The sequence below is a fragment of the Luteibaculum oceani genome, assembly GCF_007995015.1.
GTDB lineage: Bacteria > Bacteroidota > Bacteroidia > Flavobacteriales_D > Luteibaculaceae > Luteibaculum > Luteibaculum oceani.
Window position 1 is genome coordinate 1 of sequence record NZ_VORB01000013.1, and the last position, 23081, is coordinate 23081.

Consider the following 23081-nt stretch of genomic DNA (forward strand, 5'->3'; position numbering starts at 1 on the left):
AACCTTCGGGAACCAACTTCCTAACCCTTAATCTGGAGCTTACCACCAAAGAGGGCTGTGTAAACAACATCTCTAAATCCATACGCGTAAAACAAGTATTGGCAGGGTTCTTTGCCCCGAGCGAGGTTTGTTTAAACGACACCGTATTTATTACCTCCAACACCAACAACGTACAAGATGTGCGGTATGAGTTTGGCGACGGGCAGGTAAGTTCTTCGAAAAAGCAGGTATTAAAACACCTATACAAATCTCCTGGAACTTATACCATCAAGCAATTTGTGAGCAATCAGGCAGAAAACTGTAGCGATCAGCTGCAAAAGCAAGTCATTGTGAACCCACTGCCTAAGGCAAAAGGAGGAACCTTTCAGGTGTGTATCGATCAAATTGACACCTTATCGGCATCAGGTGGATCATCCTACAGTTGGTCGCCCGACACGCTGCTGGCAGTGCCTTTTGGTGCCAACGTACGCTTTAGCGCTATTGGCGATTCCATTGGAAACCGTTACACCTATAAAGTGGCGGTGTTTAACCTAAAAGGCTGTCGCGATACCGCAACCGTTGTAGCCAACATCGTAGGGTTAGATTCTACCATTATTCTGCCTAACCTCTTCGATACGCTCATTGTAAAAGGCGATTCGTTTACCACTCAGCTTCCCGAATACCCTGGACTTATTTACAACTGGACGCCAAAAGCGAAATTCAGCTGTAGCGACTGTCCCAACCAAACCGTGGAAGTATTTACCCAGCAAGAATTTGCAGTGGAAGTAACCGACATTTTTGGTTGTACAAATCAAGCGACAGACTACATCCTTCGTGTAGATGCTACCAAATACTCCCTGGATGTTCCCGATGCTTTTTCACCCAATGGAGATGGCATTAACGATGAAATCTACCCACAAGGATGGGGAGTAGAGTCCTACGAAGAGTTTAGAGTTTACAACCGCTACGGGGAGTTGGTATTTACCGGAACACCCGATAATCCCGCCTGGGATGGAACCGTTAACGGAAAGCCCGCTGCAGTTGACACCTATTACTTTGTGGTAAGGGCCAAGATGTTTGATAAGCGCATTCGAGAAATCCTACACGGAGAGTTTAGGTTGATTAGATAAAAAAAGGGCGAGAGCCCTTTTTTGCTTATTGGCGAATTGGCTTATTGGCTAATTAGCACGCCCGATGCCCTGGTTTTTTCGTTGTAATCAAGGCGGTCATCCCGATTGCAGCGAAGCGGAAAGAGGGATCCCGTAAGCCATATTCGAATTCAGGGAAAAACCCTTCATCAATTTATCTTTCATCAGTTCATCCATTCATCCTTCATCAGTTCATCCTCCTACAAGCTACGAGCTACCACCTGCGAACTAAAATCATACCAACAAAAAAGCCTTCCCGAATTACTTCGAAAAGGCTCTAATTTTATTGGGTTAGCTACAGATTTTTATTTTCCGTGGCACTGCTTGTATTTTTTCCCCGAACCGCATGGACATGGATCATTTCTTCCAATTTTCTCATCTGCGATTAGCGGTTGTGCTTTTGGTCTTGGTGCTGAATTTGCAATGGCTTGCGCATTTCCACCATCTCCAACGTTCGCATAACTTGGAGCTCTTTGCTCTACCGTTTTCGGCTGTTTTGGAGCTCTTAATGGAGCATTAGACGCCTGTGCCTGTTGGTTTACCGGTATCCTTGCTCTGGTTAAGAATGATACCACCTCAACATTTATTCTGTCCAACATTGCTTTAAATAGCTCAAATGACTCGAACTTATAAATCAATAATGGATCCTTCTGCTCATAAACCGCTCCCTGAACCGACTGTCTCAGCTCATCCAGTTCGCGTAAGTGCTCTTTCCATTCGTCGTCGATAATAGAAAGCGTGATTCTTTTTTCTAGCGTATCTACTACATCTTTACCTTCAGTTTCGTATGCCTTTTTCAATGGGCACGGTAACTGAATTCCCTTTTTACCATCTGTAAATGGCACCATGATGTTAGTAAACTTCTCTCCTTGAGTTTCGAACACATCCTTTACTACGGGGAAGGTCATGTTTGCAACCTGCTTCGCATTATCTTGATAGTGCTTGTACACTTTTAAGAAAAGCTGTTCCGCCAATTCTGGTTGAGGCTTAGTGAAATCATCAACATTGATACCGCTATCGGTAGCAAATATTCTAAGTACCTCAAGATCTAACCCTTCTATATCCTTAGTATCGTAGAAGTTGGCAATTAAGTTCTCCGATGTTTCAAAGAACATGTTGGCGATATCCAACTTAAGTCGATCACCAAAAAGTGCGTGTTTTCTTCTTTTATAGATAACGTCACGCTGCGCATTTAATACATCATCGTACTCCAGCGCTTTTTTACGGATACCGAAGTTATTCTCCTCCACTTTTTTCTGCGCTCTTTCTATAGAGCGAGTAATCATAGAGTGCTGTATAACTTCTCCTTCTTCAAGACCAAGTCTATCCATTATTTTGGCGACACGGTCTGAATTAAATAGACGCATTAAATCGTCTTCCAAAGACAAATAGAACTGCGAAGAACCTGGATCACCTTGTCTTCCCGAACGTCCTCTTAGCTGTCTATCTACCCTTCTTGAATCATGTTTCTCCGATCCAATAATGGCAAGTCCACCCGCTTCTTTTACCTCTTTGCTAAGCTTAATATCGGTACCACGGCCCGCCATGTTGGTTGCGATAGTAACAGTACCTGCTTTACCAGCTTCAGCAACGATGTCCGCTTCCTTTTGGTGCAGCTTCGCGTTTAGCACATTATGACGGATTTTTCGAATGGTAAGCATCTTACTTAGCAATTCAGAAACCTCAACCGATGTGGTACCTACAAGCACTGGTCTGCCTTGTTCCTGAAGGTCTACTATCTCATCAATAATGGCGTTGTACTTCTCACGCTTGGTCTTAAATACCTTGTCTTCGTGATCTTTTCTTGCAATCGGCTTATTGGTTGGAATGATGGTTACATCCAACTTATAAATATCCCAAAGTTCTCCTGCTTCCGTTTCAGCCGTACCTGTCATACCCGCAAGCTTATGGTACATTCTGAAATAGTTCTGAAGCGTTATCGTAGCGTAGGTCTGTGTTGCAGCCTCTACCTTAACCGATTCCTTTGCTTCTATCGCTTGGTGCAGACCGTCAGAATAGCGGCGACCTTCCATAATACGGCCGGTTTGCTCATCTACAATCTTCACCTTTCCATCCATTACTACATACTCCACATCCTTCTCGAACAGTGTGTATGCCTTTAGTAACTGGTTTACGGTATGGATACGCTCCGATTTAACACCGTAATCCTGAACGATTTCGTCTTTTTTCTTTAGTCTTTCGTCCTCTGGAAGACTTTCATTCTTATCGATTTCCGCCAATAGTGATCCAACATCTGGCATGATAAAGAAGCTAGGATCATCACTTCCAGAAATTAGATCTAGTCCTTTTTCGGTAAGCTCAATACTATTGTTCTTTTCGTCGATAGTAAAATACAGCTCCTTATCCACCTCAGGCATATTCTTACCTTGCTCTTGGAGGTAGAAATTTTCTGTTTTCTGCATGGCGGCTTTCACCCCTTGCTCCGAAAGGAACTTAATCAGTGCTTTATTTTTAGGCAAACCACGGTAAGCTCTAAAAAGTAAGAAGCTTCCTTCTTTTATTTCTTCTTTATCTGGATTATCTGTTCCAAGAGAGCTTAACTTTTTCTTGGCATCAGATAAAATTTTGGTAACCAAAGATTTTTGAGCATCAACCAAACGCTTAATCTTCGGTTTTAGCTCTTCGAATTGTTGCTGATCCCCTTTTGGAGTAGGTCCAGAAATAATAAGCGGTGTTCTAGCGTCATCAATAAGTACCGAATCCACCTCATCGACTATGGCGTAGTGATGTTTCCTTTGAACCAAAGAATCTGGATCAATAGCCATATTATCCCTTAGGTAATCGAAACCAAATTCGTTGTTGGTACCATAAGTGATATCTGCTTTGTAGGCTGTTCTTCGCTCCTCAGAATTCGGTTGGAAATTATCGATACAAGAAACTGATAAACCGTGGAACTCGAATAAAGGTCCCATCCACTCCGAGTCACGACGAGCTAGGTAATCGTTAACCGTAACCAGGTGCACTCCTTTACCCGCAAGTGCGTTAAGATAAACAGGAAGCGTGGCCACAAGGGTTTTACCTTCTCCTGTCTGCATCTCTGCAACAGAACCTTTGTGCAACGCAATACCTCCAATTAGCTGCACATCGTAGTGCAACATATCCCAGGTAATTTCACTGCCCGCAGCATCCCAAGAGTTTTGCCAAATTGCTTTATCCCCCTCTATGGTAACGTGGTCGTTGTTTATAGCGTAATCTCTATCGAACTGGCTAGCAGTAACTTCAATAGATTCGTTTTCTTTAAATCTTCTAGCCGTTTCTTTTACCACGGCAAAAGCGGTAGGAAGGATTTTTTCTAAAACCTCTTCCAGTTTTTTATCAACCTGCTCCGTAATTTCATCAATGCGATCAAAGATTTTCTCTTTTTCGTGAATCTTTTCTGGTGCAAGATTTGCGGCCTCTTCCTTAAGGGCTTGAATTTCTTTCTCTTCTTCTGCTACGTATGCCTTTATTTCCCCTTTCAGTTCTTCGGTTTTTGCACGAAGTTGGTCGTTAGAAAGCGAAGCAAGGGTGGCATAAACTTTATTAATTTCCTCTACTATAGGTTTTACTGCGGCAATTTCCTTTTGAGATTTATCACCAAAAACCTTTTTGAGAAGCTTGTTTACTATTGACATAAAAATCTGTGTATTGTTGGGGGCATCCCCAAATAAGATCGGCCACAAAAATAGCGATTTACCGCTGGGGATAGATACCAAAAAAGCTGTAACCTTATGGGAACAGCTTTTTTGTCATTTGTTATGAATTCTTTGGGATTCTAATATTCATCTTCATTAAAGAAGAAGTCCTCTTTGGAAGGATAATCTGGCCATATTTCTTCGATTGACTCAAAAATTTCTTGGTCATCCTCTATTTCTTGCAGATTTTCTACAACCTCCAAAGGCGCTCCGGTTCTTATTGCAAAATCAATAAGCTCGTCTTTACTTGCCGGCCACGGCGCATCCTCTAAATATGAAGCTAATTCTAGGGTCCAGTACATAGGACAATATTTATGGTTTAAATCGTTGGCAAAAGTAATTTTTTTGCCGTGCTATACAACAGATTTACAAAATGTTAAAGCAGTATTTGATAATACTTACGATACAGATCTATTTTGGTTGCCATGGAGTCTCTTCAACATTCAACTTTTTTGCCATAAATCTGCCCAACATAAAAAAGTAATCCGACAACCGATTTATGTACGAAAGAATTAATTTATTGATGGATTCCTCGTGAGCAAGGGTTACCGCCGCGCGCTCCACTCTTCTGCAAATGGTTCTGCAAACATGACAGTAGGACAAAGTTGGATGTCCCCCTGGAAGCACAAAGTTTCTCATGGGTTCTAATTCTTCCTCCATTTTGTCTATCCAGTTTTCCAAATTGGTAATGTCCGTTTCAGAAATATCTGGCAGTTTCATTTTAGAATCTTCCTTTTCCATCGCCAAGTGAGATCCAATAGTGAAAATTCTATCCTGAATATCTAAAAGTTCCTTTACGGTATTAGGCAATTCTATATGATCTCGTAAAAGTCCTACAAAAGCATTCAGCTCATCGAGGGTTCCGTATGCTTCAATTCGCAAATGACTTTTACTCACTCTTCTTCCTCCTAAAAGTGCAGTTTCTCCCGTATCACCTTTTTTCGTGTAAACCTTCATTTTATTATACTCTTTGAGTCGCTTTAATGGGGTTTTCGTTTACTTCATCGCTTTCAATGAGTCCATCTCTCAATCTTACAATTCGGTGTGCGTGTTGGGCTATATCTTCCTCGTGTGTTACTAGAATGATGGTGTTTCCATTGGAGTGAATTTCCTCGAATAAGCCCATAATTTCGTGAGAGGTCTTAGTATCTAGGTTACCCGTTGGTTCATCGGCCAAGATAATGGATGGATGATTTACCAAAGCCCTTGCTACCGCTACACGCTGCCGCTGTCCTCCAGATAATTCATTTGGTTTGTGATCCATCCTATTTGCCAAATCAACCATAGTTAAAACCTCGGCACCTCGAGCATCTCTCTCCTCCTTTTTCTTACCCGCATAAATTAGTGGCAAAGCCACATTTTCTAATGCAGTATAACGAGGCATTAGGTTAAAAGTTTGGAATACGAATCCGATTTCTTTGTTTCGGATTGTAGCCAATTGGTTGTCTTCCATCTTACTCACATCCTGACCGCTTAATTGGTAGGAGCCAGTTGTGGGCGTATCCAAACAACCTAAAATATTCATTAAAGTAGATTTTCCAGATCCAGAAGGCCCCATTAATGCGACATACTCATTTTTTTTAATCTCCAGTGTTATGGACCGCAAAGCATGCACGGTTTGAGTCCCCACTTGGTAAACCTTGGATATATCTTGAATGTCTATGACTTTATTTTCCATGCAACTAAAATAAAACTAATACCAGATGCGAAAATGCTGTTTTTCTTTGACTGGTTTAAAAAATACTACTCCCATCTTATAAAAATCTAGGCTAAGGGTCACAATTTCATCCTGTTTTATTTCTTCCCAGGCTTTGGTCATCCCAGGACTCCAATAAATATCATCGAAAACAAAAACACTGTCCGAGGTCGCCTTTGATTTTAACTTTGAGAAATAACGCATTGTTGCCTCATAACTATGGTCTCCATCGAGGTATAAAAATGGTATGGACGGTATATTTCTTAAAGACTGGTCAATGTATGTATCGAAATCTGAGCATACCACCTCCAAGTTATCCAGCCCTAATTTTTGGTGATTTGATTTGGCATAGGACGCGATTTTATCGTTCCCTTCCACCGTTGTAATTTGCACATTGTGTTGGGCCATGTATGCCGAGGATATGCCCAAACTGGTACCCAACTCCAAAATAAACTCTGGATTAAAGTACTTAACCAATTTAGCTAATAGCGTTCCGTACCGATGTGATATACCTGCTTTTTTGGCTAAATCTCCAATAGTGCCCTGCCCCTTATAGGCTCCGGCATTCGTGCCAAAATTGTTACGAATTGGAGTATTATCTTTTCTCAGCTCTTTCCTCAGCTGCTGGATTGCCTTAAAATCGTTGTTTTTAATGTAAAGTCCATCCTCCAACAACTGGTAAACAAAAGGGCTATGGACACCATGTCTACCGTTGCAATGCCACAAGTATTTAATAAAGGAAATAACGCGACTCAAGGGGTGAATTTCTGGGATGGGAAGGCGTTTACACTTGGTTTCTGAATTTGTATAAAGGGCTTTTTACTAACCATGTGGCAGGAGTTACAGCCATTGATTAAATTATCGAAATGCCCCTGAAAATTGGCTAATCCCTCCGCCTCTATTCTGGATTCGTAAGTTTCTAAGGACTTTATTCCGTAATGAAGCATGTTGTAGGAAACGTTTATGCCATCGTCCATTACTCCCGCTTTTTGAATGGATTCCATCTCCTCCTCCATTTCGTGGATGTAGAAATCATGAAGCGCATCATTTCCCCCCTCCGCCGCGAAATAAGCCTTTTCTAGATAGCGCTGCAACAAACCCATATGTACAGCTAATTCGTAATCGTCTTCCTTTTCTTTAGACTCCTTGTTTTCTGCAATGGTTTTATCCTGCTTGGGCTCTTGAGTATTGCAAGCAATCAACAGAAGAAAAAATAGGTTTATTAGTAGGAGGGTGAAATATTTCATTTTTCGTTAATTAATTCCTCTGCCAATTTCAGGAATTTTTTCCCATTAGGCTTCACATTTGTATAAACTACAGCCCGTAAAGCACCAATATCATCTATCCAGTATTTTTGAAAATTCCACTCCACCTCTGAGCTTAATATTCCATTCTGTTCCTTTTTCGTCAACCAATTATAAACTGGGTGGACATTATCTCCTTTTACATCAATTTTAGATGCCATTGGAAATTTGACTCCAAACTGCAATTCACAAAACTCTGCAATTTGATCATTACCTGCTGGTTCCTGTTTTTTAAACTGATTGCAAGGAAAGCCTATAATTTCTAAATCCTCCTTGTAGGTTTTGTACAATTCTTGAAGACCCTCATACTGGTAGGTAAATCCACATTTTGAAGCAGTGTTTACGATTAAAAGATGCTTCCCTTTAAACTCCTGCATACTCCTTAAATCCCCGTTTATATCTAGGAATTGAAGATCATAGAATGAAACAGGAGCTTCAACTCTTGGTAGAATGGTATTTGGAATAATGCTTTTTGCAATTGCTGCAACTACGCTCATAGTTATTGAGTAAATATTTGTCCTGGTATAATGCCTACCGAGACCGTTTGTTCAAGTTGAAAATCAAAATTATAAACTAAAAGCTCTCCCGGGCTTAAATAATCCTTAGCATCTGTTAAATAGAGCAACCCCCTTTCCTCACTCCATTCCATGCTGTAAAAAAGCCTTTGACCTTTTGGGACAATAGGAATTTCGCTAATCTCAAGGCTAACGGGGTCTATGGTAAAAACTCCACCATCATTTGATATATCGGTTGGATTAGAGGAAGAAATAAAGGCCAGCTTGTTTTTAGATGGCAGGAAAGTAAGATGATTTGGACTGGCCTCTGGATTAGAAAATTGAATAATTGTATCAATGGTCATCCATCTATTTTGTTTCGGTTCTATTATGGCCAAGGAGCCTCCCGTACCCTCTTCGGCCTGGCATGCTACCCAAATTTTATCTTGTACATATGCGATGTCTATGGGGGAAGTTGGAAAGTAGGAGTACCAGATTTCTTTAGGGCCATCTGGCGTCCATTTTATTTTTCTAAGGGTGTTGGATCCCACCCAGGTGTTGGTAAAAATAAGATCTCCATCTACCAACAATTTCTCGGAAGATTGACTGCCATGGATTTCGCCGTCTTTCTCCAGCGTGTTTAGGTTTACCACGGTAATATTTTCACTGTACAAATCCGAAACCAAGGCGAAATCTTGATTATACTTTGCTATATAGCGAGGTGAAACAAAGCCAGTAATGGTTTTTACTAGCTTTAAGGTGGTTTTATCGCAAACGTGAATTTTTCCAGAGTTATTTACTACTAGGAATAAATAATCCCCGATGACATTTACCGACTGCAATACATCACCCACGGGTAAACCATTTACCTTTTGAAAAGCATCGTTAATTACGTTACTATCTAATTTTACGTGTGATAAACTTGCATTCCCGAAAGTGAAATTGCCTTCATTGGCAACCCACAAACCGTCCAAAAAATTGTGGTTCAAAAATCCAGTTGTTTCGTTGCTGTTAGGATTTTCGGATTTACAGGAGAAAAAAATACTCACAGAACATATAAGGAGGACAACAAATCTCATTAGAAGGTAAGGTTTAGATTTACGAGAAAATTAAATCCAGGCATAGGCCGCCAAAGCACATTTTGGTAGGATTGATTCAACAAATTGTTTAGCGTTATCCCTACCGATAAATTCTGCTTTTTGATATTAAGCTTTTTAGACAATTCTGCATTCAACAAGCTGTAGGTTGGCAGTTTTGATGAGATACCCACTCGCCCTTGGGTTTGAGTGTTGCGCTCAGAAACCAGATTTAATCCAAGGGCAAACTCTATGTTATTGACTATAAATTTCTGCCAGTGATTCACCACCCAAACTGGCATATACATTAACTGGCTTCGGTTGGTTCCTTCAACTTCGAAACTTCTGTTTAACCCAATATTTACAGTGGGCTGATAGGTAAAAGACGGCGTAAATGTGGCTTTAAATTTTAATTCAGTTTCTGCCCCAAAGCTCAGTACTCGGGCCAAATTTTCTGGCCTCCAATATCCAAATTCACTAGGCTTCCACTGTATCCAATTTTTAACGTTTCTAAAATAGAGCAAACCCGACCAGGCCCATTTGGATCCGGAATTGCTAAGCTTAGACTGCACTCCCTGCGCCTCTTCCGGCAACAATTTTATGTTCCCACCTGGATACCAATTAATATCGTTTAATGTGGGGATGCGCACATTTCTACTAATCGCCAAGTTCCAATCTAGCCCGCTAAATGCTTTTGTAAAATCCAGGGATCCAGAAATCCATGATTCATCGAAATCCACCCACCTTAAATTCGACCTTAAGGTAAGTGAGGCGGTTTTGTTTACCTCAACAACCAACCCACCCTTTACGCCAGCTATGGTACGCTGCACCTCATTTTGGGAACGATTTAAGAACTGAATATAATTTCCATTTTCCCATTTTAAATTCGGTTGAATAAAGGTAGAAAACCCTTTTCCCTGCCAGGACAACTGGTTGCTAAAATTGATACTCCTCCCCTTACTTAGACTATTTACAAAGGGTACCCATTCGGTATTGTTGAGTTTGTTGGATAATCGATAGTTATTTTCAAGAATGCTGACGTTTAAAGAAATTTCGTTCTTAAAACGAGAGAAATAAAATCTGTGGCGAAGATTAAACCTGGTATCAAAATCGCTCTGAAACTCATCTCTCCCTAAGCCCTGGTATGACATAATGGTTGGCAAGCTTCGCTCATATTGCTGCTGCCATAAATCGAACTCAATTTGTTGGTGGTTAAGGGACCGCAACAAACCAAAGTAAAACCCTTTTTGTTGAAACCCTGCATTGGTCATTCTTTCCCGCGGCTTTCCCTGTACTCCGGTATTGGTGTAGGTAAAGTCGTTATCAGACTTTCTTAGGTAGGTTCTGAAAAGTACTCGAGTTTGCTTAAACCTATGATTTAAACCCAACATCGCATTTCTTTGCCCAAAACTGCCCCATCCTACACTCACTATCCCCCGACTGGCTCGGAATCGCTTGTTCAAGGTTAAATTTAAATCCCCCCCAAAAGAACCATCTAAATCTCCATTGTTAGAAATAGAAAGTTGGTCTATCATAAAGACAGGGATTAAACTCAAGTCCACCTGTCCCGAGAGTGGGTTATTCATTTCTACCCCATTCCAAAAAACTTTGGTTTGACTAGAACTTGCTCCCCTTAAGTTAATGGTACTTAAGGTTCCAGGACCAAAATTTTTAATGTAAACCGAAGAATGATTGGTTAGAAGTTGGGGAATTGCAGCTCCTTTAGATATGGCTATTTTAGAATCTTCAATAGCAAAAGACTCCACACCCTTTTTTTCTCCCTCAACTCGAACAGAATCTAGATTTACCGTTCTATTCTGAGCACCGGTATAAAGAGAGCAAAAAAGAAATACAAGATTAATGATCCAACGCATTTACGCTCAATTTTAATGCTTTGGACATCGCCCCGTCCTCAAGATTTAAAAGATACAAGCCCTGTTGCAGACCCGTTAATTTTAATCGATCTACATTTTGCCCTTTAGCTATTAATTCTCCCGAAAGCGAGTATAAACACACCGTTTCCACCTGCTCTCCAAAAAAAACTGTACCGTTGGCATCTACGGGGTTTGGATAAATATTTACATCCACAGCATCAGGTAAAGCTTGATTTATCACACCTACCGCCATTAAATCGAATCCACCTGTATGGTATGCTGTAGGATAAGGGTCGTTGATGGGTCTGCCTAACAAGTCTTTGGTTACAAGGTCGCTGGAAATCATTCCCCCCACATCCTGGATAACTATCCCAGAAATAGAGGCTCCTTCGGGGATTGAAATAGCTAAATCTGACAAGTCGAATGGCGTACCATATGGGTATGGATATTTTCCTGCCAAACCATGAATGAACTCTGGATTGATTCCCTCGGCATCGCTTAATTGTTGGTCAAAAGGAGTTTCGGAATATGTAGAAAAATAGACCGCACTGTCGTTTGGATTAACGATCACTCCTACCCTAGCTAATTCAAGGTAAAAGTTATTTTCACCCGACAGTTTAAATCCATTTTCGAAGACCACAAAATCGTATCCTGGTCCGTTAACAATTGGAGGATTGAAACTTAAAATTGCCTTACCAAGATCTCCAAGAGAAACCACATCTCCGGGCCCAAAAGATTTACCCACAGCATTAGAATCCACTCCAAAAAAGGCTCTGTTTGATGTAGAGTCTTGGAAGGTATAGGTTTTAGAAGGCCTATTTGCATCAATAAATCCGCGCTGCACCACACAGGATTTTGCCCAATTGACGATAACACTTGAATCTTTATGAATTGCGGTGGTTAACTCCGAAGGGGGAGCCGGTGCATATTGGGCTTGCAGCCCAATAAATACCAGGACTAAAAAACTAGATAAAGTGTATTTCATACGTGATTTATTCATCACGCACTTTGATTGATTTAGTATCCGTTCACCGCAGAACCAAACCTCAAAATGCTCCAATCGGGTATTCTGACTTACTGGACATTGTACGCCTTCCCATTACAGTGGCATTGCACAATCATTAACAGCTTACAGCAGCGGGAACTGTTACCGATTTCCACGGTATTCCCCTCTTGGTGCGGCAAATTTAAGGAATAAAAAAGCCCGATCTCATCGATCGGGCTTTTACTTATGGTGTATTCACATCGATTATCGTTCCGGGATCAACGGGTTCGGGCACCTTGTTGCACTCGCCAGGAGTCCAGACTAGCACTCCATTCCCCACTGCATAACAGTAATTAGAATAGGTTCTTCCATCACAACCACAAACGGGCTGCCAAACAGCTGCACAATTAGCACCTAATTTTTGCATTGCTCTTTTTACCGCCTCTACTCTGCATGATGGTTCTGGCTTAGAAACACTTACACAAGGTCCTTTAACCGTGTTTTTAAAGCCCATACGCTCCGCTTCGCATCTATTGTTAAAGGTTACCACGCCACAAGCACATACAGGATCGTATACAGCCGGACAAGCTACCCAGGGTCTAGGTTTCGGATCGTAGCAGGATAATGTAATTGGGTCAGAAGTTTCCGCTTCAACCATAGCGGCTTCATCTTGCTGCATGGTTGGACTTTCTACCTCTTTAGAACATGAAACGGCCAAAAATGCAACGGCCATAACCATTAATAAAATGTTTTTCATTGTAGGGGATTATTTTGATTTCCGGCAAGATTAAAGCGAAATTAAAATTCACTCAAAATAAACTATTATCTAGATTGAAATCCATTTTACACCGATTAACCCTACCCCTACCCATTTCTTTTTACCCGTCCTAATAAATATAACAGTAGTCTCAATATACATCATTGAATTCCTAAATCTGTTATTTATTGGAGTCAACGTGATTTTTAATCCATTACACAATAATTAATCCTACTCGCGTTAAGTAACTCCAGGAAGCGCATTATTAAACAAGCTAATGTTGTCTAGATTAATTGGTATTTCACTTATAGTTGTATCCCTAATTGGGCTAAGCAGCTTAGATGCACCTTCAGGCTTATCCAACAAAGTAATGCCCCCTAGCTATAATGAAACTAAAAGCCCAGCTTCACAACCCCTTATTGATTTAACAAACATCTACCCGATATACACTGTTGGGGATAAATTTTTAAAGGGTAAGAATTATTTGAAGCAAATCTCCCAACCAAACAGGGGAATTTTCACTAAAGAATCCATTCAAAAAAATTCCTTTTCTACTAATTCCAATCTAAACACCAGCAACAACCAGCCCAGCACCAATATTTAGGTTAAGAGATTTTAGTACCCCAAATTTGATATTACATGCTGTTTTTCGTTTTTTAAGGTAATCCCTCAAACGATTTACCCATGGAAACTTCAGAAAGCATTACAGTTTTAATAGAAAACCTTAAAGAACAGGGGTACACAAAAGATTTCAAAGCAGAAAAAGATGGAATACGCTGTTTACAGACCAAAAAACTTTACACCGCGGACCAATTAGAAATAGAGTCAAAACATAGGAACGACGGTAACACAAACCCTGCGGATGACAGCTTGCTGCTAGCAGTTAGAACTAAAGATGGAGAAAAAGGAACCATTTTATTATCCTACGGAGCACAGCATTCCCAAAATCCAGATTTGATTCGAAAATTATAAGATGCCAGAGCAGCATTGGAGATTAATTTCTAAGTTGTAGCAAAATCTCATCATGCAGCTTAAATCTATTCTCACTATAATCCAGGTAGTCTTTCTATTACTTCCTGTGATTGGTCAAAACCAGAATTTTGGTATCGCCATACATGGTGGTGCAGGATACATCACTCCAGAAAACATCTCAGAGGAAAAAGCCGAAGAATATAAAGCGAAGCTTAGGGAGGCTTTAAATGCTGGATACGAAATATTGGATCAAGGCGGAAGCAGCCTAGATGCCGTTACTGCTGCCATCACTATTTTGGAAGACAGTCCACTATTTAACGCCGGAAAGGGTGCGGTTTTTACTCATGAAGAAAAAAATGAATTGGACGCATCCATTATGAATGGTGCGGATAAAAATGCGGGTGCAGTTGCTGGGGTTACCACCATTAGAAACCCCATTTTGGCAGCGCGCGCTGTTATGGAAAAATCTAACCATGTAATGCTTTCGGGACCAGGGGCTGAGTTATTTGCTAAGGAGCAAGGACTAACCATTGTTAGCCCCAACTACTTTAAGGTGGATGCCAGATTAGATTATTTGAGAAAAGTGAAGGCAGAGGAAAATAAGAGAAACCTAAAGAAGAAAAGCGGAATGCTAAAGGAAACAGCATTTCCCGATAAAAAATTCGGAACGGTTGGAGCCGTTGCGCTGGATAAAGCAGGGAATTTGGCAGCAGGAACCTCGACAGGAGGAATGACCAATAAGCGATACGGAAGAATTGGAGACGCCCCAATAATTGCAGCAGGAACCTATGCCGATAACAATACCTGTGCCGTATCCTGTACTGGACATGGGGAATATTTCATTAGAAATGTGGTCGCCTACGATGTTGCAGCAAAAATGAAATATCAAGGTATTCCAGTGGATGAGGCCGCTAGTTCGACAATAAAAGAAACAGAGGAACTCGGAGGTAAAGGCGGACTTATAGCTATAGATAAAAATGGAAAGGTAAGTGCACCGTTTAGCACTCCGGGAATGCATAGGGCTTGGAAGACAAATAAATCTGAGGAAAAAATCAGCTTATTTAAGGATGAATAGCTTATGCAAAGATCAATGCCTGACTAGTACCTAATAGGCCAATATCTTACTCCCACACCTATGGACATCACCAAAGGATAACCGGGAAGAAAATTAACGCTCATATCCCATTGGTCACTTACTTGGTAATTGTATTCAATCTCCCCACCGTACCAAACAAACTTATGTTGGATATTGCCCGATTCTCTGAATAGCCCGGTAGATTCATATCCTGGCTTTTTATTCCAATTTCGACGGTAAATAAAGGTGGGACCAAAGCCAAGAATCATTGAATGTCTTTTCCGTTCCAAAAATTTAGCACGAAACCCAATGTGGGTATGTCCAGAAATTAAACCCCCGCTGTCTGTGTATAAACCCTGAGCTAATTTTATAGAAAGTAAATTGCTGTATACATAGCGCTCGAAAGATGCTATCCCACCAAAATTCACAACCAGTACCGCTCTATCGTCGAGGCGATACGGCATAAGGTGCGCCTGGGGGTCACCTTTTGGATGCATGCTCAAACCAAAATATTTAAGTCCAAAATTATGTTGTGCCTGAGATATTCCTCCAAACACAAGAAATACTACCACAGCCGCCGCCCGCAATACCTTTCCTCGACGTAATGAATTGCACAGAGGATTCATTTTTTTAAACCACAACCGAGGAATAAAGGATAGCAGGATCATTTTATAATAGCAATTGGGCAATATGGTTCTATTCTCGGTTCTAGATTCCTGAGTGCTAATTATTCCAGCATGATGATAAGAATGTAGGGGAAGGAGATAAGAAATATAGCTGGTGTATTTGTGGGTATAATCCCAAGCGTGGTTTACATCCAACTTATCCGATACACTTTGCCTTTCCAAACCATAATGTTGTATGTAATTAGCAACCTCAAACATTAGATAACACAACATAGATTGAAGCAACACAAATGAGACAATCTGTAAAGGATTTGAAGACCAAACGATAACCGCGGCTATTAGGGTCACATTCACCAACAACAAGATCCAATTCTCCGTTATTACTTTTTTCCGTTTCACCACATTATTATGGTATCCTTTAAAGTAGCTCAGGGAAATACGATGAACAAAAATATCTTTTAAATATTGATACAGAGATTGGTTCAATCTAGCCGTACCTATATCGGACTCAGTCCCTACTGTTTTGTGATGCCCCAACAAATGATCGTTTTTAAAATAAGGCATAACCACCAGCATTAATATCGCCTGACTTAACAGATATCTCAACCATGATTTCCTATGCAAAAGGTCGTGCGCGAGAGAAACCGCAAAGGTGCTATTGATAATAACGCTTCCAACGGTAAAGCCTAGGAGAGAAAATATACCCAGCTCATTGCTCCCTATCCAGTAAAAAACATAAGCGTTCCAGAGGAGGTAATAAATACACACCAGGAATTTACTTAACTGAAAACTTGGATTAGAAGAGAAAAACATCATTTCCGAAGCAATTTCACTATCAGTAAACGCTCCTAAAAAGTTATTTAATTGATTGGTTATAATAAGAAAAGGAAGGAAAAGATAACCAAGATCCCAGTGATACAATCCAAGGAAAACTAGGGAAATAAACACCCCAAAGTGGTATAATATCCAGCGGATGAAATTATTAGAGAGAGCTTTCATTTTCATCCATTGCAATAATCAAAAGCAAAATTCCTGCTGCCGATACTCCAGCTACTCCAAGAAAGGTTTTACGGTAATCGTACACCTTAGTCCCAATATTATTGAACTGCTCCAAAGGAACGGGCATTTCATTGGGTTTTAATTCCCCCTCCCTTAAAAACGCGCTAAAATACTTGCTAGAAGTCCTATGACTAGGTAACAATTTCACTGGAGTTCCAGAAATTCCTTCCAAACTAATTTTGGGTTGCATAATTCTCCATGCATACTCACTTGTGGGACTAAAAACCCAAAATTCACGATTTAGAAGACTATAAATTTGAGACCGCTGTAGAATATAATCCCGCTCAGGTATTAAAATATGCACTCCCTTAAGATTTCTCATTAAAATACTGGAAACAGAGTCTTCTTGAGTTTTCATCCACGAAGAACTCGGATATAAATGGATTTCCGATCTATTGGTTCCCGTATTCCGATATTGATAAAAACTTTGTTTGTGTTTTTGGCAGCCAAATCCTTGAAAGTCCCCTGAAATACTATCCCGACTCACCGTCCAATCTTTTACCTCATAGCAGGTATCTGCCGTGGTATTGTGCATAACAAGTTTGGAAACCACCAGTGGTCCGGACTGATTTTTAAGCACCATTAAAGAATCGGTTGTGCTGCAAGAAGTAGCCAGAAGGATAACTATAAAAAGACAATTAAATAGTTTCATATTTCGTAGGGATATCGGGTGAAAATAGCAAGAAAAATGAAATACGAAAGCGGAGACCAAGGAAGGAACCGAAGCCTCTAAACAGATTCCTAAAATAATTACACAAACCTTCAATGATGAATGCATTGTTGCCCAATGCTGACCATGATTTTACCACTCCCCAGCTGAATCAATAAGACAAGAACCTGAACATTAATAAACCTTTTACACCAAAAAAAGCCTACCATTCCGGTTAACACACTATTATTCCATAGATTATTTAAAAACAAAAATTTATAGCCCTCTAAAACAATTGCCAATTACTTGATGTAATTCAGGCCCAACCCTTTTGTACCCTAATAATCTACTGATTACCCTAATCTTTTCCTCAATATCCAATTCTCCTGACTCTTTAATTATCAATGCATTTGCAGCAAGAACCTCATATTTAGATAAATTTTCAGCCTTTAATACACTTCCCGTCTCCTCACTCCTATCTCTAACTGGGGGGCTCATAAATTGATTCCCAGTCGCTACGAAATTATCTCGTGTTTCTATTGCACCACTTAAGGTTAATTTAGATACCGCCGCTAGTGTCGTCTCCTTTATTTTATTACCTGTTCGAGATAATCCAAAAGAAGAAGCCAACCTCCTGGATAATTCATTGATGAAGATTGGTCCTTCTGCATTAACTATTTCAAGAACAACATTGGACACATATTCAAGGGAAACTTCTGAGGGGTGCAAATCTGTCTGGATAAGAATCTCGGCCTTTTGATATTTTGGAACCGTGAGCTCCTTAATCTTTAATGGTTTGTCAAAAACGAACTCCTCACACCGATCGTTTTTCGTAATGGGCTTGGCTTTATTATTTGCACCTCTAACTGACACTTTAATATTATCCGTTAAATTATTGAGGGTCAATTTTAAACGCTTTATCTCATCCTCTCTCCTATAAAACCAGTCTGTACTCCAAATTCTATGGAATCGCCACCCCATATTTTCAAGAATTTCCTGCCTCAATCTATCCCTTTCTCTTGCCCACAATGAACTGTGATATGTGGCTCCATCACATTCTACCGCAAGGATATACTGTGATTTGTAATTTGGATTTCTCACTCCAATGTCAATACGAAAACCAGCAGATCCTACCTGTAAATCTACATCGTACCCCAGAGATGTAATTACGTCTGCTACGTCGGTCTCAAATGGACTATCCGCTTCCAAACCCGTTGGCGAACTATGATCCTGATTTCCATTTTTTGCATAATCTAAATACCTCTTTAATACCCGGACCCCTTCTCCCTTAGTCCTCAATGGATCAATATCAACGGGGTCAAATGAGGTGTATGTAATGCAACGAACTCTAGCTCTAGTAAACAGAACATTTAATCTTCTTTCACCCCCCTCTCGATTAATAGGACCAAAATTCATTCGCATTAACCTACCATTAGGATGCTCCGGACCATAACCCACAGAAATAAGAATAACGTCCCGCTCATCACCCTGCACATTTTCTATATTCTTTACAAAAACATCCTCCGATTTTCCTTCCCTAAGAAATTTATCCAACACATTATCCTCCCTTCTTTTATACTCTAACACCTCGGTAATCATATCACACTGAGTCTTAGAAAAAGTAACTATCCCTAGCGAAAGTTCAGGGTTTTCAAGGGCATGCCTGGACACGGCTTTTGAAATTTCTTCAGCTTCAATTCTATTGGTTCCTCTCCTTCCTTCCCCGTTGTTGCCAGAAGAATACACACCTGGAACTTTCCTAAAGGAAAGCCCATAATTTGTATCACGCTCTAATGGTGAAGGTGGTAAAATCAAATTATCCTGGTAAAATTCGGAATTAGATACCCTAATTAATGAAGGGTCTTTTGACCTATAATGCCATTCTAAAACCCTTTGCCTTATTCCCCGTGCTTCACAGAGGGTAAGTATACTCTCCATGTCTGCCAAGTCGGCAGGCTGCGAGTCATCGTCCACATCATTTTCATCATCTTCCAATAATCTGTCAAAAAATGAAGTAGGTGGTAATTGCTTTTGATCTCCAACAACTACAATTTGATTACAACGAGCAATAACCCCAATAGCATCCTCGGGCTTTATTTGAGAAGCTTCGTCGATTACCAATAAATCAAACTTTACGGCTCCTGGGGATAGAAATTGAGCAACTGAAATTGGACTCATTAGGAAAACTGGTTTTATTCTCTGCAAAGTTGGGCCAGTATTCTTCACAAGTGTTCTTACAGGTTTGTGTCCTCGTTTTCTTGCTATCTCTCCATGAATATAACCCATATTACCAACAGAGCCCTTGGGAATTTGGGTATAATGACTTTTTAATATTTTCCCCTTAGTACTTTCAATATAATTCTTTTCTAATTTTTTAAAGGTTTCGCATAGTTCATGACGATTGGTGCCCTGTAATTTCTGCAAATCTTTATTCTTCGCAAAGCAAGCCTTCCAACGAGACTCTGCACAGGCATATAGGTATTCATCTACCGCATCTTCAGGTTTGATTTTATCGGATATTATTAATTCTAATAACTCAGCAGCACCCTGATTTATAATTTCTTTTCTATGATGTTCATAACTCACCCAAGCCTCATAATCCCCTTCTGAACCAAGAATACGCTCAAAAACTTCAACTAAAACACTCAGATTCTGAAAATAAACATCCTCATTAAGTATTGAGGCTTGATAATCTAATTTTAGAATTGACAAAGGTCTTTTCAAATGCTCTTTTACTTTATCAATTTCATCCGAAACAGTTATCCTCTCCAAACCGTTTGAAGTCCGGATTGCAACTCCCAACTCATCTGGTGATTTAATAAGATTGGCCGTTTTTTTAATATTTTCAATCCACTCAATTGCTTCTTCAATTTCTTTAAATGGAGTTTTAATATCACGCCAATCCTCTCCTAACACATTAATCAACCAATCTTTATCAATACTAAATTCAGAATCTACTCTATTTATTTCGATAAGAGTTTCAATTAATTTAAGACGTCTTTTGGGTGCCTTAGGCAGATTTTCTGTTATTAGACTCGCTAATTTTTTTGACGATCTATTGTAATTTCCAAAATTTCTCTTGAACCAAGAATCTACCCCTTCCTGGATATCAAGCCGCAATTGGGAAAGACTTAAATCAATATTGTTAAAATTAAATTTATCCTGATTTTCTAGGTGTATGAATGACCAATTCTTTGCAATCCTGACTGTTTGATTGAGCCTTGAAATGTTTCCGTTAAAATACAGCTTCTTAATCCAATGATCCAACTCTTTACGTCTACCAATAAAAGCATTCCTAAAATTTAATAACCTCTCTGATTCCACTAAATTTTTTGGAACCTCGAATTCATAATTTTTTGCTGCATCCGAACAGATTTTCATAAATCTTTTTATGACCTCTAAAGAATGACGCACATCTGATTTTAACCTTTCAAGATCGGTTGGTTGAAGAAATAATTCTCTTGATCCTTTAAATGGGTTAGAAGGATTTTCTACCAACCTTTTGTAAGAATCTGAAAACTGTCGAATACTTCTTACGCAGTTTACACGATCCTCTTTAGCCTTCCTTTCGAGTCCGTCCAATGCCATTTTTGGAGCTGGAACTCCTTTTCCAATGTAACTAACTACCTCTGAGAGTGCCTCAAAAGGAGTGCCATCAATTCCATTAATTGGGGTATGCAAAAGAGAACTAATATTATTTAACTCGTTCCGAGATTCAATGAGTTTGGAAGTGTCCGCATTTACTTCTATTTCATTTTGACTTGCAATTAAAGTTCTCTTCAACTCGTGTAATACCGCCTTTTTATTAGCACTTCGAGAATGTAATTCGAGACATAAGTCCTGCAACCCAGACTTTACTAATCTTTGGTGTACAACATTTAATGCCGCCATTTTTTCCGCCACAAACAAAACCGTTTTACCATCATATGCCGCTGAAGCAATTATATTAGTGATGGTTTGTGATTTCCCTGTTCCTGGAGGCCCCTGGACAACCATGTTCGCACCTCTTCGCACCTCCTCAATAACTTTTGTTTGTGAAGCATCTGCATCAACCACCTGAATTAAATCTCCTGGAGATAATTTTTCATCTAATTTATCTTCTGGAGCGAAAAGGGGATCATCATGTTTAAATCCAGATCTCAATATTCCGTCCAAAATCTTGTTGTTCTCAAATTCACCATTAGGCCAATTTTCTGGGTCTAAATCATGGTGCATTAGAAGTTTAGCAAATGAAAAAAAGCCTAGTTGAATTCCATTTTGATCAATATTCCAATCAACCTTTGAAGATATTGCCTTTTCTACTTTAGAAAAGTAATATGATGGCAGCCACCCTTCGACTTCCTCGATTTCCGGAAGCCTTATCCCAAAATCCTGATATAATCTTTCACTTAAAGATAAATTGGTTGAGAGGTCATCCTCACGACACACTATATCATAAGTTGAAGTTTTATTGTTTCTCTCAAGCTGAACTGGCAACAATATTAGTGGAGCTTCTCTGACTTTTTGGGAATGTGTAGCCTCTTTCCACTGCAAAAACCCTAAAGCAAGGTATAATATATTCACCCCCTGCTCCTCTTCAGCAATTTTTGCTGCCTTAGCAACCTTTAGAATTCTTCTGGCCATTGCTTCCGGTCCTAAGGGAGACTCCAAAAAATTATCTGTAAATCTAGTAGAGTCTATATTTTCATCTGGTTTAGCCAGCACCATTCCGTCCCCTTTAATCGATTCATCTTTTCCAAGAGCTTTAAATCTCATTCTCTTACCCCTTATTCTAAGAATGGTATAAATCTCATCTGATCGTTCATTAATAATGTTAAGTGAATTGGATCTTATATTTTTCCGATTCACATGAATTAGACTACTTCTGGTACCCGTTTCTAATAACCGCTTTCTAGATCCCTCTAATAATTTCGATAACTCAGCAGTATCGTTAACATTTTCATTTTCCATTAAAGCTATATCCTAAATTTTGTACATCCGTATTGTTGAGATAAACATTTCACAGCATTCGTTATTCATTATTTTTTGACATATCAACCAGTTAAAATAAAAAATTTAGTTATTCAAAAAATATTCTAAATAATAACAACATCCTAAAGCCAACAAGATATTTGGTCATTTAGGAAAAAGCTTCTAATTTCCTACGATATCCTATCTTATTCACTCATATCCAGTTAAGGCTTCCAACCATCCTTAATTTGAAAAAATGATATCAAGGTCAAATCATCTCTATTATTTTCGATTTAACCATGAATTATTAACGCATAAAAAAAGGGATTCAGTTGTCTGAATCCCTCTTTTAATCTTATGTGGGAAATACTGGATTCGAACCAGTGACCCTCCCGCTTACATGCGGGATGCTCTGAAACAACTGAACACGAAAGAAAAGGAAATTAGCTCCCCACCCCATTTAACCACGAAACATCAACCCACAAAAAAAAGGGACTCAGTTATCTGAATCCCTCTTATAATCTTGTGTGGGAAATACTGGATTCGAACCAGTGACCCTCCCGCTTTGGTGCGGGATGCTCTGAACCAATTAAATAGGAATGAATGGGAAATTAGGGATCAAAACAAAAAGTTGTGGAGAAATTGAATAATCAGACCTTCGCAAAAATTCATTTTGATGTCTGATTTGAGCCTCCTTAAGTTGTTGTTACCAGAATACCTCGTTGATTATTTTGATGTCTTA

General features: G+C 39.7%; 17 protein-coding genes and 1 riboswitch. Of the genes, 3 read left to right on the forward strand and 14 right to left on the reverse strand.

The features are described 5' to 3' along the window. Nucleotides 1-1109: T9SS type B sorting domain-containing protein (locus tag FRX97_RS11775; RefSeq protein ID WP_147015423.1), on the forward strand; the 1109-nt coding region annotated here is incomplete at its 5' end. 323 nt (nt 1110-1432) lie between these two features. Here the strand turns inward: FRX97_RS11775 and secA are convergent. The 11 genes from secA to FRX97_RS12395 all read right to left on the reverse strand — a co-directional run bounded on the left by secA (nt 1433) and on the right by FRX97_RS12395 (nt 13008). Beyond that, entirely contained in the window at nt 1433-4762 is a 3330-nt protein-coding gene (gene secA, locus FRX97_RS11780; RefSeq protein WP_147015424.1) for a preprotein translocase subunit SecA, read from the reverse strand. Between the two features lie 140 nt (nt 4763-4902). Beyond that, nucleotides 4903-5124 (reverse strand): DUF2795 domain-containing protein, encoded by a 222-nt coding sequence (locus FRX97_RS11785; protein WP_147015425.1) that lies wholly within the window; start codon nt 5122-5124, stop codon nt 4903-4905. A 109-nt stretch (nt 5125-5233) separates the two neighbouring features. Continuing rightward, entirely contained in the window at nt 5234-5779 is a 546-nt protein-coding gene (locus FRX97_RS11790; RefSeq protein ID WP_147015426.1) for a cob(I)yrinic acid a,c-diamide adenosyltransferase, read from the reverse strand. 4 nt (nt 5780-5783) lie between these two features. After that, nucleotides 5784-6500, reverse strand: a complete 717-nt coding sequence (locus FRX97_RS11795; RefSeq protein ID WP_147015427.1) for an ABC transporter ATP-binding protein — start codon at nt 6498-6500, stop codon at nt 5784-5786. Between the two features lie 15 nt (nt 6501-6515). Continuing rightward, nucleotides 6516-7274: an O-methyltransferase gene (locus FRX97_RS11800; protein WP_170227133.1), complete on the reverse strand. Its 759-nt coding sequence runs from the start codon at nt 7272-7274 to the stop codon at nt 6516-6518. Further along, a complete protein-coding gene (locus FRX97_RS11805) occupies nt 7271-7765 on the reverse strand; it encodes a hypothetical protein (protein WP_147015429.1) in 495 nt (164 codons plus the stop codon). The genes FRX97_RS11800 and FRX97_RS11805 overlap by 4 nt, the downstream gene beginning before the upstream one ends. Beyond that, on the reverse strand, nt 7762-8319 hold the full coding sequence (locus FRX97_RS12440) for a glutathione peroxidase (RefSeq protein ID WP_147015430.1): 558 nt from the start codon (nt 8317-8319) through the stop codon (nt 7762-7764). Before FRX97_RS12440 ends, FRX97_RS11805 begins: the two co-directional genes overlap by 4 nt. Before the next feature lie 2 nt (nt 8320-8321). Further along, on the reverse strand, nt 8322-9395 hold the full coding sequence (locus tag FRX97_RS11815) for a YncE family protein (protein WP_147015431.1): 1074 nt from the start codon (nt 9393-9395) through the stop codon (nt 8322-8324). Continuing rightward, nucleotides 9395-11266: a TonB-dependent receptor plug domain-containing protein gene (locus tag FRX97_RS11820; protein WP_147015432.1), complete on the reverse strand. Its 1872-nt coding sequence runs from the start codon at nt 11264-11266 to the stop codon at nt 9395-9397. The genes FRX97_RS11815 and FRX97_RS11820 overlap by 1 nt, the downstream gene beginning before the upstream one ends. Continuing rightward, complete coding sequence (locus tag FRX97_RS11825) at nt 11250-12251, reverse strand: T9SS type A sorting domain-containing protein (protein ID WP_170227134.1); 1002 nt, start codon at nt 12249-12251, stop codon at nt 11250-11252. The genes FRX97_RS11820 and FRX97_RS11825 overlap by 17 nt, the downstream gene beginning before the upstream one ends. Nucleotides 12252-12308: 57 nt before the next feature. Further along, nucleotides 12309-12471, reverse strand: a riboswitch (cobalamin riboswitch). 24 nt (nt 12472-12495) lie between these two features. Continuing rightward, complete coding sequence (locus FRX97_RS12395; RefSeq protein ID WP_223266626.1) at nt 12496-13008, reverse strand: Kazal-type serine protease inhibitor family protein; 513 nt, start codon at nt 13006-13008, stop codon at nt 12496-12498. Between the two features lie 684 nt (nt 13009-13692). On the opposite strand from FRX97_RS12395, the gene FRX97_RS11835 reads away from it, so the two are divergent. Next, the gene (locus FRX97_RS11835) at nt 13693-13980 is read left to right on the forward strand and encodes a phosphoribosylpyrophosphate synthetase (protein WP_147015434.1); all 288 of its coding nucleotides are present in this window, start codon (nt 13693-13695) and stop codon (nt 13978-13980) included. Between the two features lie 52 nt (nt 13981-14032). Beyond that, the gene (locus tag FRX97_RS11840) at nt 14033-15055 is read left to right on the forward strand and encodes an isoaspartyl peptidase/L-asparaginase family protein (protein ID WP_147015435.1); all 1023 of its coding nucleotides are present in this window, start codon (nt 14033-14035) and stop codon (nt 15053-15055) included. Nucleotides 15056-15078: 23 nt separating this feature from the next. Here FRX97_RS11840 and FRX97_RS11845 read toward each other — a convergent pair whose 3' ends face one another. The 3 genes from FRX97_RS11845 to FRX97_RS11855 form a co-directional block, all read right to left on the reverse strand. Beyond that, nucleotides 15079-16686: a fatty acid desaturase family protein gene (locus FRX97_RS11845; RefSeq protein WP_147015436.1), complete on the reverse strand. Its 1608-nt coding sequence runs from the start codon at nt 16684-16686 to the stop codon at nt 15079-15081. Beyond that, a complete protein-coding gene (locus FRX97_RS11850; protein WP_147015437.1) occupies nt 16664-17392 on the reverse strand; it encodes a hypothetical protein in 729 nt (242 codons plus the stop codon). Before FRX97_RS11850 ends, FRX97_RS11845 begins: the two co-directional genes overlap by 23 nt. Before the next feature lie 273 nt (nt 17393-17665). Further along, entirely contained in the window at nt 17666-22339 is a 4674-nt protein-coding gene (locus FRX97_RS11855; RefSeq protein WP_147015438.1) for a DUF3320 domain-containing protein, read from the reverse strand. Nucleotides 22340-23081: the final 742 nt, after the last annotated feature.

What these genes read in the sequence shown, in the direction of transcription:
- FRX97_RS11785 (WP_147015425.1), bottom strand. Translation starts at nt 5,124, where the DNA reads ATGTACTGGACCCTAGAATTAGCTTCATATTTAGAGGATGCGCCGTGG.
- FRX97_RS11855 (WP_147015438.1), bottom strand. Translation starts at nt 22,339, where the DNA reads ATGGAAAATGAAAATGTTAACGATACTGCTGAGTTATCGAAATTATTA.
- FRX97_RS11820 (WP_147015432.1), bottom strand. Translation starts at nt 11,266, where the DNA reads ATGCGTTGGATCATTAATCTTGTATTTCTTTTTTGCTCTCTTTATACC.
- FRX97_RS11790 (WP_147015426.1), bottom strand. Translation starts at nt 5,779, where the DNA reads ATGAAGGTTTACACGAAAAAAGGTGATACGGGAGAAACTGCACTTTTA.
- FRX97_RS11840 (WP_147015435.1), top strand. Translation starts at nt 14,033, where the DNA reads ATGCAGCTTAAATCTATTCTCACTATAATCCAGGTAGTCTTTCTATTA.
- FRX97_RS11815 (WP_147015431.1), bottom strand. Translation starts at nt 9,395, where the DNA reads ATGAGATTTGTTGTCCTCCTTATATGTTCTGTGAGTATTTTTTTCTCC.
- FRX97_RS11850 (WP_147015437.1), bottom strand. Translation starts at nt 17,392, where the DNA reads ATGAAACTATTTAATTGTCTTTTTATAGTTATCCTTCTGGCTACTTCT.
- FRX97_RS11795 (WP_147015427.1), bottom strand. Translation starts at nt 6,500, where the DNA reads ATGGAAAATAAAGTCATAGACATTCAAGATATATCCAAGGTTTACCAA.
- FRX97_RS11805 (WP_147015429.1), bottom strand. Translation starts at nt 7,765, where the DNA reads ATGAAATATTTCACCCTCCTACTAATAAACCTATTTTTTCTTCTGTTG.
- FRX97_RS11835 (WP_147015434.1), top strand. Translation starts at nt 13,693, where the DNA reads ATGGAAACTTCAGAAAGCATTACAGTTTTAATAGAAAACCTTAAAGAA.
- secA (WP_147015424.1), bottom strand. Translation starts at nt 4,762, where the DNA reads ATGTCAATAGTAAACAAGCTTCTCAAAAAGGTTTTTGGTGATAAATCT.
- FRX97_RS11845 (WP_147015436.1), bottom strand. Translation starts at nt 16,686, where the DNA reads ATGAAAATGAAAGCTCTCTCTAATAATTTCATCCGCTGGATATTATAC.
- FRX97_RS12395 (WP_223266626.1), bottom strand. Translation starts at nt 13,008, where the DNA reads ATGAAAAACATTTTATTAATGGTTATGGCCGTTGCATTTTTGGCCGTT.
- FRX97_RS11825 (WP_170227134.1), bottom strand. Translation starts at nt 12,251, where the DNA reads ATGAAATACACTTTATCTAGTTTTTTAGTCCTGGTATTTATTGGGCTG.
- FRX97_RS12440 (WP_147015430.1), bottom strand. Translation starts at nt 8,319, where the DNA reads ATGAGCGTAGTTGCAGCAATTGCAAAAAGCATTATTCCAAATACCATT.